Genomic DNA, 15,011 nt, shown 5'->3' with positions numbered 1-15,011 from the left:
TCGCGATCAGATGACCACTTCGACGGCCTCGCCCGGGGGATTTCCTGAGGCGCGTTCTGCTTCCAGTGCGTTCTGGAGGATGACGACTGCTGCGGCTTGGTCGATGAAGGACCGGCCCTTCTTGGACGTGACGCCAGAAGCGCGCAGGCCCTGGCCGGCCGTGACCGTGGTCATCCTCTCGTCCACCAGTCGCACCGGGACCGGGGCGATACCACGGGCGAGCTCCTGGGCGAAGGCGCGGACCTTGGCCGCCGCCGGACCCTCGCCACCACTGAGGGAACGGGGCAACCCGACGACGACCTCGACCGGCTCGTACTCCTCGGCGATCTGCCTCAGCCTCCGGTGGGCGGCCGGGACGTCACGCCCCGGCACGGTCTCCACCGGGGTGGCGAGGACCCCGTCGGGGTCGCACGAGGCGACCCCGATCCGGGCGTCCCCGACGTCGACGGCGAGGCGACGTCCTCGGCGCATCAGGAAGTCTCGGCGACCAGACGCTCGACGGCGTCGATCGCATCGCCGATGGCCTGCGGGTTCTGACCGCCGCCCTGGGCGACGTCCGGCTTTCCGCCACCTCCGCCGCCGAGGGTCTTGGCCGCGGTGCGGACCAGGTCACCGGCCTTGAGCCCCCGCTCGCGCGCGGCCTCGTTGGTGGCGATGACGGTCAGCGGGCGGCCGTTCGCCGTGGTGAACAGGGCCACGACGGCCGGACGGTCGCCCGCCCCCGACAGCTGCTGCAGCCGGCCACGGACGTCGAGGACCAGCTTGCGCAGGTCGTCGGCGGAGGTGCCGTCCGGGATCCGGCCGGTCACCAGGGCCGTGCCGCGGACGTCCTTGGCGGCCTGGGCGAGTCCGGCGGCGGCCTGGAGGACCTTCTCGGCCCGGAACTTCTCGATCTCCTTCTCGGCGTCCCGCAGCTTGCCGAGCATGGCGGCGACCTTCTCCGGCAGCTCCTCGGAGCGGCCCTTGACGAGCTCCTGCAGCTGGGCGACGACCGTGTGCTCCTTGGCCAGGAAGTTGTAGGCGTCGACGCCGACGAGGGCCTCGATGCGCCGCACGCCGGAACCGATGGACGACTCGCCGAGCAGTTTCACCAGACCCAGCTGCGCGGTGTTGTGCACGTGCGTGCCGCCGCAGAGCTCCTTGGAGAAGTCACCGATGGTGACGACGCGTACGCGCTCCCCGTACTTCTCGCCGAATTCGGCGATGGCGCCCTGCTTCTTGGCCTCGTCGATGCTCATGACCTCCGCCTGGACGTCGAGCTCACGCGCGAGGACCTCGTTGATCTTCTGCTCGACGTCGGTGAGGACCGCGCCCGGGACGGCGGAGGGCGAACCGAAGTCGAAGCGGAAACGCCCCGGCGAGTTCTCGGAGCCGGCCTGGGCGGCCGTCGGGCCGAGGGCGTCACGCAGCGCCTGGTGGGTGAGGTGGGTGGCGCTGTGGGCGCGGGCGATGGCCCGTCGGCGCCTGACGTCGATGGCGGCGTAGCCGGAAGCACCCACGGTCACCTCGCCGACCTGCACCGATCCCTTGTGCACGGACACTCCGGGAACCGGCTGCTGGACGTCCCGGACCTCAATGACGGCACCGGAGTCGAGCTTGATCCGGCCCTGGTCGGCGAGCTGGCCACCGCCCTCGGCGTAGAACGGGGTGCGGTCGAGGACGACCTCGACCTCGTCGCCCTCGGAAGCGGCGGGCGCCGGTACGCCGTTGACGAGCAGGCCGAGGACCGTGGACTCGCCCTCGGTGCTGGTGTAGCCGGTGAACTCGGTGGTGCCGGCGGTGTCGGCCACCTCGCGGTAGGCGGAAAGGTCGGCGTGCCCGGTCTTCTTGGCCTTGGCGTCGGCCTTGGCACGCTCCCGCTGCTCCTTCATCAGCCGGCGGAAGCCGTCCTCGTCCACGGTCAGGCCCTGCTCGGCGGCCATTTCGAGGGTGAGGTCGATCGGGAAGCCCCAGGTGTCGTGGAGCAGGAAGGCCTTGTCGCCGGAGAGGACGGTGCCGCCGGCGGCCCTGGTCTCCGTGACGGCCGTGTCGAGGATGTTCGTGCCGCCCTTGAGGGCCTTGAGGAAGGCGGCCTCCTCGGCGAGCGCGACGGTCTCGATGCGCTTGCGGTCCGTCTCCAGCTCCGGGTACTGCTGCCCCATGGTCTTGATGACGACGTCGACGAGGGTCGAGACGACCGGCTCGGTGGCGCCCAGGAGGCGCATGTTGCGGATGGCGCGGCGCATGATGCGGCGCAGGACGTAGCCGCGGCCCTCGTTGCCCGGGGTGACGCCGTCGCCGATGAGCATCACGGAGGTGCGGAGGTGGTCGGCGACCACGCGGAGGGAGACGTCCGAGTCGTGGTTGTCGCCGTAGCGCACGCCCGTGAGCTCGGTGGCCTTGTCGATGACGACGCGCAGGGTGTCGGTCTCGTACATGTTCTGCACGCCCTGCAGGATCATGGCGAGGCGCTCGAGACCGAGACCGGTGTCGATGTTCTTGCTCGGCAGGTCGCCGACGATCTCGAAGTCCTCCTTGCCGGAGCCCTCACCGCGCTCGTACTGCATGAAGACCAGGTTCCAGATCTCCACGTAGCGCTCGTCGTTGACGGCCGGTCCGCCCTCGACGCCGAACTCGGGGCCGCGGTCGTAGTTGATCTCCGAGCAGGGACCGCAGGGGCCGGGGACGCCCATGGACCAGAAGTTGTCCTTCTTGCCCAGGCGCTGGATGCGCTCGGCGGGAACGCCGACGACCTCGCGCCAGATGCGCTCGGCCTCGTCGTCGTCGAGGTAGACCGTGATCCAGAGGCGCTCAGGATCCAGGCCGTAGCCCCCCTTGTCCTGCGGGCTGGTCAGCAGCTCCCAGGCGTACTTGATGGCCCCTTCCTTGAAGTAGTCGCCGAAGGAGAAGTTGCCGCACATCTGGAAGAACGTGCCGTGGCGGGTGGTCTTGCCGACCTCTTCGATGTCGGGGGTGCGCACGCACTTCTGCACGCTGGTGGCGCGCGGGGCGGGCGGCTTGGTCTCGCCGAGGAAGTACGGCTTGAAGGGAACCATGCCCGCGTTGACCAGCAGCAGAGTCGGGTCGTCCGCGATGAGCGACGCCGAAGGCACGACGGTGTGCCCGCGCTCCTCGAAGAAGCTCAGCCAGCGGCGGCGGATTTCAGCCGACTCCATCAGTGGTCCTCATTCCGGTCGTACGAGCGCTTCTCGTCAAGCATCTCGTAGTGCTTCATGTCCTGCTTGTGGTTTTCCAGGGCGACGCGTTGCCGCTGTGCGGGGAGTCCCCTCCCGGGCGGTCCGGCGATCCCCAGTACCTCGTCCAGCTCGGCCTCGCGCTGGACCATGCCGTCCCGTACGTCGAGGGCGAAGTCCTTGAGCCGGTGCCCCGTCTCGACGGCCTTGTTCGCGGCCTGCGCAGCAAGACTCTCGGGGGTCAGCTGCCTGAGTTTGCGGTTGACCTTGGTGGTGGCCCACACGCCGGCGGCGGCGCCCGCGGTGAACCAGAACGCACGACGGAACATCGCGGCTCAGCCCTTCTGCCTGCGCCGCCTGGCGGCGGGCACGGTACGACCGACGATCATTGTGCGCCGGGCCTGCGCCGGCGGCGCGTCGGTCTTGTTGCGGCTCATCGCCCGTCGTACGCCGTAGCCGAACGCCGCGACCTTCACCAGCGGCCCTCCGAAGGTCGAGGCGACGGTCGTGGAGAGCGCCGAGGCGTTGGAGGTGACCTCCTGGACGTCGGAGGCGATGGCGTCGACCCGGTCGAGCTGGGTCTGCGCGGACCGCACCGTGGCCGAGGCGTCGGCGAGCAAGGGCACCGCCTGCTCGGTCACGTCCGACACCAGCTTGGTGGTCGCCCTGAGCGTCTGGGCCAGCCTCGCCAGCACCACGGCGAGGAAGGAGACCAGAATCGCCCAGAAGACGGCAACCAGGATCCCGGCAACCTCTCCACCGGTCACGCTGCACCGCTCCCTGCTCGTCGATGGGCACTTCACAAGTTGTCCTCCGACCCTATCGCGCCAGAGGTCACGCCCTGAACCCGATCACCTGCCGGTGGTACGGGAGTTACGCGAGAGGATTGTACGGACTGCTTACATGTGGGTACGCTCCGTGTCCCATGCGACGGAGCAATCTCCTGGCGAAGCAGGACCGTTTCGTGGGGCGTGACAACGAACTGTCCGCGTTGGGACGCCTGCTGGCGCGCTCCCGGCTCGTCACGGTGACGGGAGCCGACGGCATGGGCAAGACACGGCTGGCCCTGCGCGCCGCAGCGGTGTGGGAGAAACGCTACTGCGACGGGGTACGGACGGCGGACCTGTCCACGGTGCACGACCCGGGGCTGCTGGTCCACGCGCTCACCACCGCGCTCGGAGTCGACGACCGCACCGGCCGCCCCCCGCGCACCGTGCTGCTCGAGCACCTCGCGGAGCGCCAACTCCTCCTCGTCCTCGATGGGTTCGATCCGATCGCCGCGCCGTGCGCCCGGTTGGTCCGGGACATGATGCGCCGGGCGCCGGGGCTCCACGTGCTCGCCACGGGACGCCGTCCGCTCGGCACGGCCCGCGAATCGGTGCTGCCGCTGCCCCCTCTGGCGTTCGACGACGCCGTGCTCCTGCTCACGGACCGTGCCGCCGCGGCGGCCCCGGGGTTCCGGCTGGGCGGAGCGAACGGCGACGCCGTGCGGGAGCTGTGCCGTCGCCTCGACGGGGTTCCGCTCGCTCTGGAACTCGCGGCCGGGCGTCTGCCGGGGGGCCTCTCCCCCGACGGACTGCTCCGCCGGCTCGGCGCGCAGCCGGGCGACACTACCACCGGCCCCGCACACGCACGGACCGCCGGCTCGACGCTGCGGGCGACGGTCGGCTGGAGCCACGCGTCGTGTTCTCCCGAGGAGCAGCTGCTGTGGGCCCGGCTGTCCGTGTTCGCGGGTCACGTCGACCCCGACGCCGTGGAATACGTCTGCACGGGCCCGGAGTTACCTCCCGAACGCATCCCCGAGCTGCTCGACGAGCTGCTGGCGCAGTCCGTCGTGTGCCGCGAGGAGACACCGGCCGGGGTGCGCTACCGCATGCCGGAGCCGCTGCGCGCGTACGGCGCCGAGCGCCTGGCCGCACTGGGCGATGCCTCCCGGCTACGGCGCCGCCACCGCGACTGGTACATGGGGCTCGCCACGTGGTGGGAGCTCGACTGGTTCGGGCCGCGGCAGGCGGAGGTCGCCGTCGACGCGGACGCGGCGCTCCCCGATCTGCGGGCCGCACTGGAGCTGTGCATGGAGACCCCGCAGGAAACGCATCTGGCGCAGTACCTGGCGGGCACCCTGTGGTTCTACTGGGTCGGCTGCGGGCGGCTCGCCGAGGGGCGCCACTGGCTTGAGCGTGCCGTGGCCCTGGAAGGGAGCGGCTCGGACAACCCCCGTCACGACGGCACCCGGTTGAAAACGTTGTGGGTGCTCGGCTACGTGGCCCTCCTGCAGGGGGACGGCGCAGCGGCGGTGCGCGCGCTGGAGGAGTGCGACGCCAGGGCCACCGCGACCGGGGATCCGGGTGCGGAGGCCAGCGCGGCCCACCGCAGGGGATGCCTCGCCCTGCTGCAGGACGATCCGCGGAGCGCTGAGGGGCTGCTGCGGCGCGCCCTCGCCGCGTACCGGGAACAGGGCGAGCTCACCTGCCACGTGCTGATGGCCCAGGTGGCCCTGGCCATGTCCCTGGTCCTGCAGGGCGATGCCGAGGCGGCGTCTGGACTGTGCGAGGACGTCCGGGAGGTCTGCGCGGAGCACGGCGAGCAGTGGACGCGGGCGTACGCGCTCTACGTGCAGGCGTACGCCTGCTGGGTCGGCGGGAGCCACGGGGCGGCGGGGGACCTGCTGGCCGGGTGCATCGCCGCGAGCCACCGCCTGGGGAATCCCGCGGGTCTGGCTCCGGCGATCGAACTGCTGGCCCTGGTGACGGTCCGCGGGGGCGACGCGGCCGAGGCGGCGGTGCTCCTGGGGGCTGCGGTGCCGGTGCGGGAGGCGGTGGGCCTGCGGGGTTTCGGTTCGGGCTGCTTCAGCGCTCCGGTCGAGCAGTGCGAGCAGCGGGCGATCAGGGCGCTGGGCGCGGCTGCGTACGCCGCTCTGCGGGACGAGGGCCGCCAGCTGACGCTGGACGCCGCGGTCGAGCGGGCGTTGGCGGCGTGTGCTGCCTCGACTCGGGCGTAGCTCCCGCCGGAGGGGCACCCGGTCCCGGCCACCACGGCGAACGGGGGGCGTCAACGCGAGAGCCCGCCGCTCCCGCGCCGGTGAGGGCGGGAGGCGGCGGGCCGGGGCGCGAAGGCCGGTGGTACGACGACCGCTGGATCAGCGGGCGTAGTACTCGACGACGAGCTGCTCGTCGCAGATCACCGGGATCTCCTTGCGGTTCGGCTCCCGGTCCAGGCGGAAGGCGAGCGCCTTGAGGTTGACCTGCAGGTAGCGCGGGGTCTCACCGTCGGGCGCGTAGCCACCCTCGCGGGCGACCTGGAAGGGGTGCTTCGCGCGCGAGCGCTCGCGGACCATGACGACGTCGTCCGGGCGCACACGGAAGGAAGGCTTGTCGACCTTGCCACCGTTGACCTCGATGTGGCCGTGGACGACCATCTGGCGGGCCTGGTAGATCGTGCGGGCGATGCCGGAGCGGAGCACCAGGGCGTCGAGACGGCGCTCGAGCTCGATGATCAGGGCCTCACCGGTCTTGCCCTGGACCTTGCTGGCGCGCTCGTAGGCGCGGACCAGCTGACGCTCGGAGACGTCGTACTGGGCGCGAAGACGCTGCTTCTCGAGCAGACGGACCTTGTAGTCCGAGTTCTGCTTGCGGCCACGGCCGTGCTCACCCGGCGGGTAGGGGCGAGCCTCGAAGTACTTGACGGCCTTCGGCGTCAGGGCGATGCCGAGTGCACGCGACTTCTTGACCTTGGGTCGCGACTGGTTCACGGGGAACCTACCTCCATGTAAGTTAGGTGAGCCTTACCTTATTCGAGGAGGACGTAATGTCTCGACCACATGGGATCCCCCTGCCCAGTGCGCATCGCAGTTCAGACACCTCGAGCGAGCCGAGGTCTGCTTACGACGACGATGAACAAGGTCAGCCGCGTCCCAGGGAAGGCGCTCGACAGCCCACCATGGCCGAGCGCGTACGAACCCTCGTTGAATTCAACGACTCAGTATCCCTCACGCCACAGGGTGCTCGCGACCACGGTCCGGGTTTCTGGGAACCCGCTGCCCGCACGGTCACCCCTGACGGGGACGTGGTCCTGCTGGTGCCATGGGACTCCCCCACCGCCCGGGCAGCCGCCTACGCCCAGGACGACGACCTGGCCGCCGTGATGGACATCACTGACGTGGCGCCGGTCGCCGTGCACCGCCGGATCCGTGGACGCGCCCGACTCACCGGCTGGCTCACCGCGGTGCGCAACGAAGACCGAACCCGGTGCCGCGAGCTCCTCGCTGAGCGGCATTCCGTGAGCGCCGTCCTGGAAGCGGACGACGAACAGCCGTCCTGGATGCTGGTGCGCCTTGAGGTCGGGGAGATCTCGCTGGAGGACCTGTGGGGCGCGGGAACCGTGGAACCCGGGGCCCTCGGCAGCACGGAGCCCGATCCGATCGCACGGCACGAGGCGGACCTGCTGCAGCACCTGCACTCCGCGCACGGCGAGCAGGTGCGCGCGCTGTCCGCGCTGCTCCGGGACGCCGACGCCGCGGACCGGAGGGCGGCGGAGGACGTGGTGCCGTTGGCACTCGACCGGTTCGGCCTGCGGGTGCGGTTCAGCGGTGCCGAAGGTCGTACGTTCGACGCGCGCTTCGATTTCCCCGAACCCGTGCGCGACACCGGGGCCCTTCGCCGAGCCATGCACGCCCTGTTCAGCGCAGCCACGGGATGAATCCCTCCGCGCGGCACGTGGAGCCGACTACCCCGCCGACGGTCCGGCGGCTCCGGGGTCCACGATGATCACCGGCGGTCAGCGGCTGTCGGCCTGGTCCTCTCCGCGCAGTCGCTCGCGGACCTTCTCGACCACGTCGGCGTAGCGGGCCTCCGCCCCGTACCGCGTCGGGCCGTAGTAACGCCTGCCGTGGACCGCGTCCGGAGCGTACTGCTGCGGAGCGATCGCGCCCGGCACGTCGTGCGGGTAGACGTACCCCTGGGCGTGGCCGAGCTTGGCGGCGCCCTTGTAGTGGCCGTCCCGCAGGTGCGGCGGAACCGGACCCACCAGGCCCTCGCGCACGTCCTGGAGAGCCGCGCCGATCGCCGTCGTCGCGGCGTTCGACTTCGGGGCGAGCGCCAAGGCGATGGTGGCGTGGCTGAGGGTGAGGGCCGCCTCGGGAAAACCGATCATGGCCACGGCCTGAGCCGCGGCGACGGCCGTCGGCAGTGCGGTCGGATCGGCCAACCCGATGTCCTCGCTGGCCGAGATCATCAGGCGCCGGGCGATGAACCGCGGATCCTCCCCCGCCTCGATCATGCGAGCCAGGTAGTGCAGCGCGGCGTCGACGTCGGAACCCCGGATGGACTTGATCAGGGCGCTCGCCACGTCGTAGTGCTGGTCGCCGTCCCGGTCGTACGCCACTGCCGCGCGGTCGACCGTCTCCTCCACCGTCGTCAGGAAGACCTCCCGGTCACCCTTGGCGAGTGCGGCTCCGGCCGCCGCTTCCAGCGCCGTCAGGGCCCGACGGGCGTCCCCTCCGCCGATCCGGAGCAGATGCGTCTCCGCGTCCTCCGGCAACCTCACCGCTCCGCCGAGCCCGCGGTCCTCCGCCAGCGCACGCCGCATGAGCGCGCGCAGGTCGTCGTCGGTCAGCGGCTCCAGGGTGAGCAGCAGGGACCGGGACAGCAGCGGAGAGATCACCGAGAAGTAGGGGTTCTCCGTCGTCGCGGCGATCAGGGTCACCCAGCGGTTCTCGACCGCAGGGAGCAGCGAGTCCTGCTGGGCCTTGCTGAAGCGGTGGATCTCGTCGAGGAAGAGCACGGTCTCCTTGCCGAAGCCACCGGCGGCGCGGCGAGCCCCTTCGATGACCGCGCGCACCTCCTTCACCCCGGCCGTGATCGCCGACAGTTCGACGAAGCGCTTGTTCGTCGCCTTGGAGACGACGTACGCGAGGGTCGTCTTGCCCGTGCCCGGAGGACCCCACAAGATCACCGACGAGGCGCCGGCGGGCCCACCGCCACCCTCGCCGACCAACCGGCGCAGCGGTGACCCGGGCTTCAGCAGGTGCTGCTGGCCGACGACCTCGTCGAGGGTGCGCGGGCGCATCCGGACGGCAAGGGGACTCGCGGACGGGTCCTTCTCCTGGCGTTCCTCGGCAGCTGCGGTAAAGAGATCGGGCTCCACGTGAGGAAGCCTATGCGAGGGGACCGACAGCCCTGTCGGGCCACCGTCTCCGTCAGCCGGCGGAGCCCGTCCAGAAGTCCCACCAGCGCGTCAGCACCAGCATGCCGATGACTCCGGTGTGGAGCACGGGCAGGACCCACGTGAACTCGGAGAGGAAGTTCTTCAGCCACGCCGGGGCCGGGAGCAAGCCGTTGCGGATGTTGTGCGAGGTGAGGTACCAGAACATGAAGATGGTGGCGACCCAGGCGAGGGAGCACCACAAGCAGAGGGCGTTGATGTTGTAGAGCGACTGGTACTGGAGCCAGGTGCAGAAGCCGACTCCGAAGAGCGTCCCGGCGTTGAACGTCAGCCAGTACCAACGGCGGAAGCGGGCGCCGGCGAGCAGGCTCATCCCGACGCAGATCACGATGCCGTACGCGACGAGGCCGAGCATCGGGTTGGGGAAGCCGAAGGCGGAGGCCTGGTCGCTCTCCATCACGCTGCCGCACGAGACGACCGGATTGAGGCTGCACCCGGGAGTGAAGGTGGTGCCCGCGATCTTGGCTTCGAGGATCTTGAACTTGTCGATCGTGATGACCCAGGCGGCCAGCAGCCCGGCCGCACCTGTGATCACGAGCAGCCACGCGAACGCCCGGCTGCCGCCGGTCGTGGCGCGTGCGCCGTCCGTTTCCTGGCCGGAGGACACGCCGTCAACCGCTGCTGTCGTCATATCGCCGTTCCATCACTCGGGTCACTGCTGGCAACGGTCATTCTGCCGCACGCACGGCGGTGTCCACCGTTCGATGGGCATAAGGACGTCCCGCGGAGGGAGATCGACGCCCGGATACAGCGCGGCCCCCCTGCCAACGGCAACGGTGGCGGAGGTGCCCGGCCTTCGCCGGCGGTACGGCGGCGTCACCGCGGTGGACGGACGGGACCTGACGCTCCGGCAGGGCCAGGTCTCCTGCTGGAGGACGTGGCGCGGACCGAGATCGCCGACGCCGTACGGCGGCCGTCCGCGGGGAGACCCCTGCCGCCGTCGGTGGCCGCACGACTGGTGGACCGGCTCCGCACGAAACGGGAACGCCCACGACCACCGGACCGCGAGGTGACGGTGCTCCGCCTGGCCGCGGAGGGTGCGACCAACGACGGAGACAGGGCGGCACCGGTACGCGGCGGGGCCGACGGTGAAGACGCACGTGCTGCGCATCCTCAACACGCTGGACGTCGCCGGGCGCACGGCGGCCGTGACGAGCGCCGTCCGGGCCGCGGCCGGCTGCTCCAGCCGTGCCCGGGCGGGGGCCCTTCGGGGCCCGCCCGGGCACGGCCCGCGTCAGGACAGCCTGGACCGGATCTCCGCCACCAGGCCGGTGAGCGCGACCGCGCTCTGTTCGCCGGACTGCATGTCCTTGAGCTGGACCACGCCCTCGGCGAGGTCGCGCTCACCGGCGACGACCGCGTAGCGCGCGCCGCTCCGGTTCGCGTTCTTCATCGCGCCCTTGAGGCCCTTGCCGCCGAAGGAGAAGTCCGCCGCGACACCGGCCTTGCGCAGCTCGGTGACGAGGCCGAACAGCACACGACGCGCCTCTTCTCCGAGCGGTACGGCGAACACGCTGGTGGCGGCGGGGATGTCGAGCTCGATGCCCTCGGCCTGCAACGCGAGGACGGTACGGTCCACACCGAGCGCCCAGCCGACGGACGGCAGCGCCGGTCCGCCGATCATCTCCGACAGCCCGTCGTACCGGCCGCCGCCGCCCACCGCGGACTGGGAGCCGAGACCGTCGTGCACGAACTCGAAGGTCGTGCGCGTGTAGTAGTCCAGGCCGCGCACCAGCTTCTCGTCGTCCTCGAAGGTCACGCCCGCCGCCGTCAGCAGCTCGCGCACCTCCTCGTGGGACGCCTTGCACGCGTCGCACAGGTAGTCGCGCAGCAGCGGCGCGCCGACGAGCTGCTTCTGGACCGACTCGCGCTTGTCGTCGAGGACCCGCAGCGGGTTGATGTCGACGCGGCGACGGGTGTCCTCGTCCAGGTCGAGCCCGCGCAGGAAGCCCTGGAGGGCGTCACGGTAGACGGGACGGCACTCCTTGTCGCCCAGCGAGTTCAGCAGGATGCGGAAGTCGCTGAGCCCGAGCGAGCGGTACGCCTGGTCGGCCAGGATGATCAGCTCGGCGTCGAGCGCCGGGTCCTCGGCACCGATCGCCTCGGCACCCACCTGGGAGAAGTGCCTGTAGCGACCCTTCTGGGGGCGCTCGTAGCGGTAGTAGGAGCCCGAGTACCAGAGCTTCACGGGCAGGTTGCCGGTCTTGTGGAGATTGGCCTCAAGCGCCGCGCGCAGCACGGACGCGGTGCCCTCGGGGCGCAGCGCCAGCTTGTCGCCGCCCTTGGTCTCGAAGGCGTACATCTCCTTGGTGACGATGTCGGTCGACTCCCCGACACCGCGTGCGAACAGCTCGACGTTCTCGAAACCGGGCGTCTCGACGTAGCCGTAGCCGGAGTTCCGCAGCGGCGCCGCGATCGCCTCGCGCACCGCGAGGTAGGTCGCGGAGTCCGGCGGGAGCAGGTCGTAGGTGCCCTTGGGGGCCTGGAAGGTACTCACGAAACGTCTCGTCACATTCCTCGTCGAGGAGCGGGGTCCGCTCCCAGGCCGGCGGCCACGTCCCGCAGGTAGGGGTTGGTGGCGCGCTCGCGGCCGATGGTCGTCTGGGGGCCGTGGCCCGACAGCACCACGGTCGAGTCGTCGAGCGGGAGGCACACACGGGCCAGCGACTCGAGCATCTCGTCCATGTCACCGCCGGGCAGGTCGGTGCGTCCGATGGAGCCGGCGAAGAGCAGATCCCCCGAGAAGAAGACGGACGGGATGTCCGCGGCCTCGGGCATCTGGAAAGTCACCGACCCCTTGGTATGGCCGGGCGCATGGGCGACCGAGAACTCCAGACCCGCGAGGCCCAGCGTGGCACCGTCCGTCAGCTCCTGGACGTCGTCCGGCTCCCCCACGGTCAGCTCGCCCATGAGTGGCATCCCGATGGAGCGGCCGAGGGCCTTCTCCGGGTCGCTCATCATGTACCGGTCATCAGGATGGATCCACGCCGGGACGTCGTGGGCCCCGCACACCGGGACGACCGAGGCGACATGGTCGATGTGACCATGGGTGAGGACCACGGCGACGGGCTTGAGCCGATGCTTCTTGAGCGTCTCCTCGACTCCCTGGGCGGCCTGGTGGCCCGGGTCGATGATCACGCACTCCTCGCCTGCGGCGGGGGCGACCAGGTAACAGTTGGTCCCCCAGGCCCCGGCGGGGAACCCGGCAATAAGCACGATCGTCCTCAGTGTGTCGTCCGACGGGAAAGCTGCTGCGCTGGATACCGAAATGCAGCAGATCAGAGCCTACCGGCGCAGCTCGTCCCACAGCCAACCCGTATACGGTACGGGCACGCCCGGCCGGAAGGCACGCGGCGACGCGCACGGCCCACACGACCGACAAGGAGAAGACCCGGTGGTCAGCAGCGATCAGCGGCGGCGCCAGCTCGCCAGGGAGAAGTACGAGCGGCAACAGCAGCGCCGTGAGGCGGCCCGCAAGAAGGCCAAGCGCCGGAACACGATCATCGCCTCCGTCCTCGCCGTCGTCCTGGCGGCCGGTGCCGCGGCGTACGCGTCGGTGGGCCTGTCGGACGACGGCGGGAGCGACTCCGGCGCACGGGACAGCAGCGCGGCCGCCACCCCCTCGCCGAGCGAGAGCAGCGTCCCCGAGCCCAAGATGGCCATCGACCAGAAGGCCGGCTACACGATGTCGCTGAAGACCACCCAGGGTGACGTCGTGGTGCGGATGGACGCGGCCAAGACCCCGCACACGGTGAACTCGTTCAAGCACCTCGCGGACAAGGGCTACTTCGACAACACCAAGTGCCACCGGCTCACCACGCAGGGCATCTTCGTGCTGCAGTGCGGCGACCCCAAGGGCGACGGAACCGGCGGCCCGGGCTACACGATCCCCGACGAGAACCTGACGGCGCTCGGGAAGGCGGGCTCGGACGGCAACGTCACCTACCCGGCGGGCACGGTTGCGATGGCCAACACCGGGCAGCCGCACAGTGGCGGCAGCCAGTTCTTCCTCGTCTACGAGGACAGCAAGCTGCCCCCCTCGTACACGCCGTTCGGCACGATCGACGCCGCGGGCCTGAAGGCGGTCAAGGACGTCGCGGAGGCCGGCGTGGACGGCGGAGCCGCCGACGGAGCGCCCAAGAAGGCGGTCCTGGTGAAGAAGGCGGCAGTCAGCAAGGGGTGACCCGGCGAATTCGGCGGCGCCGAGTGCGGACAGCCGGGTAGCCGGTCGCCTAGATTGGCGTTGAGCAGGGCGGGCGTAGCCCGCCCTAGGGAACTGTGGACGATGCCCGGGGCGGAGCCCTTCGCAGGCATCAGGTGGAGGAGGCGCTGTGAGCAGCGACCCGTGGGGCCGCGTCGACGAGACGGGCACCGTGTACGTGCGGACTTCCGAGGGCGAGCAGGTCGTCGGATCGTGGCAGGCCGGCACTCCCGAGGAGGCACTGGCCTACTTCGAGCGCAAGTACGAGGGCTTGGTTGTCGAAATCGGCCTCCTCGAGAAGCGGGTGAAGACCACCGACCTTTCGTCGAAGGACGCGATCACCGCGATCGACCACCTTCGGCAGCAGGTCGACGAGCACCACGTCGTCGGTGACCTCGACGCGCTGCGCAAGCGGCTCGACGCGCTCGTCAAGAGCGTCGAGGCCCGCCGCGAGGAGCGGAAGGTACAGAAGGCGAAGCAGACGGACGAGGCGAGGCACGCCAAGGAGTCGCTGGTCGCGGAGGCCGAGGAGCTGGCGCAGAGCGAGCAGTGGCGCGCAGCGGGTGAGCGGCTGCGGGCCCTGGTGGACACCTGGAAGGGCCTGCCCCGGCTCGACCGGAAGTCCGACGACGAGCTGTGGCACCGCTTCTCGCACGCGCGCTCGGCCTTCTCCAAGCGCCGCAAGGCGCACTTCGCGTCGCTCGACGCGCAGCGCGAGGTGGCCCGCCAGACGAAGGAGCGGCTGGTCGCGGAGGCCGAGTCGCTGTCCGGTTCGACGGACTGGGGCCCCACGGCCGCCCGCTACCGCGAGCTGATGGCGGAGTGGAAGGCCGCCGGCCGCGCGCAGCGCGAGCACGAGGACGACCTGTGGAACCGCTTCCGCGGGGCTCAGGACATCTTCTTCGCGGCGCGCAGCGGGGTCTTCGCCGAGCGCGACGCGGAGCAGGCCGAGAACCTGAAGCTGAAGGAGGAGCTCGCAGTCGAGGCCGAGAAGCTGGTGCCGGTGACGGAGCTGAAGGCGGCGCGGGCCGCCTTCCGGTCGATCAACGAGCGCTGGGAGGCCATCGGCCACGTACCGCGTGACGCGCGGCCGAAGGTCGAGGGCCGGATGCACGCGGTGGAGCGGGCGATCCAGGACGCCGAGGAGGCCGAGTGGCGCCGGACCAACCCGGAGGCCCGGGCACGGGCAGCGGGACTGACGGGCCAGTTGCAGGCTGCCGTCGACAAGCTGCGTGAGCAGATCGACGCGGCGCGCGCGGTGGGCAACAACGCCAAGGCCGACAAGCTCGCCAAGGAGCTGGAAGGCCGGCAGGCGCTGCTGGACCAGGCGCTGAAGGGCCTGGAGGAGTTCGGCGGCTGACGCGCCCGTCGCCGGGAGACCACGGAGGGTCCGGCAGGAAACCTGCCGGACCCTC

At 70.8% G+C, this 15,011-nt stretch carries 13 protein-coding genes; 4 read left to right on the top strand and 9 right to left on the bottom strand.

The window, feature by feature from the left end:
* Positions 1–6 precede the first annotated feature (6 nt).
* The 4 genes from ruvX to ACFXOM_RS12270 are packed head-to-tail and all read right to left on the bottom strand — an operon-like array spanning position 7 to position 3,940.
* Positions 7–471 (bottom strand): Holliday junction resolvase RuvX, encoded by a 465-nt coding sequence (gene ruvX, locus ACFXOM_RS12285; protein WP_384938042.1) that lies wholly within the window; start codon positions 469–471, stop codon positions 7–9.
* Positions 471–3,155, bottom strand: a complete 2,685-nt coding sequence (gene alaS, locus ACFXOM_RS12280; protein WP_384947134.1) for an alanine--tRNA ligase — start codon at positions 3,153–3,155, stop codon at positions 471–473. Before alaS ends, ruvX begins: the two co-directional genes overlap by 1 nt.
* On the bottom strand, positions 3,155–3,502 hold the full coding sequence (locus ACFXOM_RS12275; protein WP_384938047.1) for a DUF6167 family protein: 348 nt from the start codon (positions 3,500–3,502) through the stop codon (positions 3,155–3,157). The genes alaS and ACFXOM_RS12275 overlap by 1 nt, the downstream gene beginning before the upstream one ends.
* 6 nt (positions 3,503–3,508) lie before the next feature.
* The gene (locus tag ACFXOM_RS12270) at positions 3,509–3,940 is read right to left on the bottom strand and encodes a DUF948 domain-containing protein (protein WP_384938050.1); all 432 of its coding nucleotides are present in this window, start codon (positions 3,938–3,940) and stop codon (positions 3,509–3,511) included.
* A 158-nt stretch (positions 3,941–4,098) separates the two neighbouring features.
* Here ACFXOM_RS12270 and ACFXOM_RS12265 point away from each other — a divergent pair, with 158 nt between their 5' ends.
* Positions 4,099–6,174: an ATP-binding protein gene (locus tag ACFXOM_RS12265; protein WP_385037814.1), complete on the top strand. Its 2,076-nt coding sequence runs from the start codon at positions 4,099–4,101 to the stop codon at positions 6,172–6,174.
* A 138-nt stretch (positions 6,175–6,312) separates the two neighbouring features.
* Here the strand turns inward: ACFXOM_RS12265 and rpsD are convergent, their stop codons facing one another.
* Positions 6,313–6,924 carry a 30S ribosomal protein S4 gene (rpsD, locus tag ACFXOM_RS12260; RefSeq protein WP_384938055.1) on the bottom strand — a complete coding sequence of 204 codons (612 nt, stop codon included), beginning with the start codon at positions 6,922–6,924 and terminating at the stop codon, positions 6,313–6,315.
* A 56-nt stretch (positions 6,925–6,980) separates the two neighbouring features.
* Between rpsD and ACFXOM_RS12255 the strand changes: the two genes are divergently transcribed.
* Positions 6,981–7,871 carry a DUF2470 domain-containing protein gene (locus tag ACFXOM_RS12255; protein ID WP_384938058.1) on the top strand — a complete coding sequence of 297 codons (891 nt, stop codon included), beginning with the start codon at positions 6,981–6,983 and terminating at the stop codon, positions 7,869–7,871.
* 78 nt (positions 7,872–7,949) lie between these two features.
* Here ACFXOM_RS12255 and ACFXOM_RS12250 read toward each other — a convergent pair whose 3' ends face one another.
* The 4 genes from ACFXOM_RS12250 to ACFXOM_RS12235 all read right to left on the bottom strand — a co-directional run bounded on the left by ACFXOM_RS12250 (position 7,950) and on the right by ACFXOM_RS12235 (position 12,611).
* Entirely contained in the window at positions 7,950–9,317 is a 1,368-nt protein-coding gene (locus ACFXOM_RS12250) for a replication-associated recombination protein A (protein WP_385037811.1), read from the bottom strand.
* A 52-nt stretch (positions 9,318–9,369) separates the two neighbouring features.
* The gene (locus ACFXOM_RS12245; RefSeq protein WP_384947147.1) at positions 9,370–10,026 is read right to left on the bottom strand and encodes a vitamin K epoxide reductase family protein; all 657 of its coding nucleotides are present in this window, start codon (positions 10,024–10,026) and stop codon (positions 9,370–9,372) included.
* Positions 10,027–10,629: 603 nt separating this feature from the next.
* Positions 10,630–11,892, bottom strand: a complete 1,263-nt coding sequence (gene hisS / locus ACFXOM_RS12240) for a histidine--tRNA ligase (RefSeq protein WP_385037808.1) — start codon at positions 11,890–11,892, stop codon at positions 10,630–10,632.
* Between the two features lie 11 nt (positions 11,893–11,903).
* On the bottom strand, positions 11,904–12,611 hold the full coding sequence (locus tag ACFXOM_RS12235) for an MBL fold metallo-hydrolase (protein ID WP_384938070.1): 708 nt from the start codon (positions 12,609–12,611) through the stop codon (positions 11,904–11,906).
* Between the two features lie 178 nt (positions 12,612–12,789).
* On the opposite strand from ACFXOM_RS12235, the gene ACFXOM_RS12230 reads away from it, so the two are divergent.
* Complete coding sequence (locus ACFXOM_RS12230; RefSeq protein ID WP_384938073.1) at positions 12,790–13,578, top strand: peptidylprolyl isomerase; 789 nt, start codon at positions 12,790–12,792, stop codon at positions 13,576–13,578.
* 148 nt (positions 13,579–13,726) lie between these two features.
* Complete coding sequence (locus ACFXOM_RS12225; RefSeq protein ID WP_384938075.1) at positions 13,727–14,956, top strand: DUF349 domain-containing protein; 1,230 nt, start codon at positions 13,727–13,729, stop codon at positions 14,954–14,956.
* Positions 14,957–15,011: the final 55 nt, after the last annotated feature.

Source organism: Streptomyces sp. NPDC059169, assembly GCF_042755225.1.
Lineage (GTDB): Bacteria > Actinomycetota > Actinomycetes > Streptomycetales > Streptomycetaceae > Streptomyces.
Note: the sequence above shows the minus strand (reverse complement) of the source record. Positions and strands in the feature narration are given on the sequence as shown.

Bases quoted from the DNA above. Each gene is read 5' to 3' on its own strand.
- ruvX (WP_384938042.1), bottom strand. From the start codon at position 471: ATGCGCCGAGGACGTCGCCTCGCCGTCGACGTCGGGGACGCCCGGATC.
- alaS (WP_384947134.1), bottom strand. From the start codon at position 3,155: ATGGAGTCGGCTGAAATCCGCCGCCGCTGGCTGAGCTTCTTCGAGGAG.
- ACFXOM_RS12275 (WP_384938047.1), bottom strand. From the start codon at position 3,502: ATGTTCCGTCGTGCGTTCTGGTTCACCGCGGGCGCCGCCGCCGGCGTG.
- ACFXOM_RS12265 (WP_385037814.1), top strand. From the start codon at position 4,099: ATGCGACGGAGCAATCTCCTGGCGAAGCAGGACCGTTTCGTGGGGCGT.
- ACFXOM_RS12255 (WP_384938058.1), top strand. From the start codon at position 6,981: ATGTCTCGACCACATGGGATCCCCCTGCCCAGTGCGCATCGCAGTTCA.
- ACFXOM_RS12245 (WP_384947147.1), bottom strand. From the start codon at position 10,026: ATGACGACAGCAGCGGTTGACGGCGTGTCCTCCGGCCAGGAAACGGAC.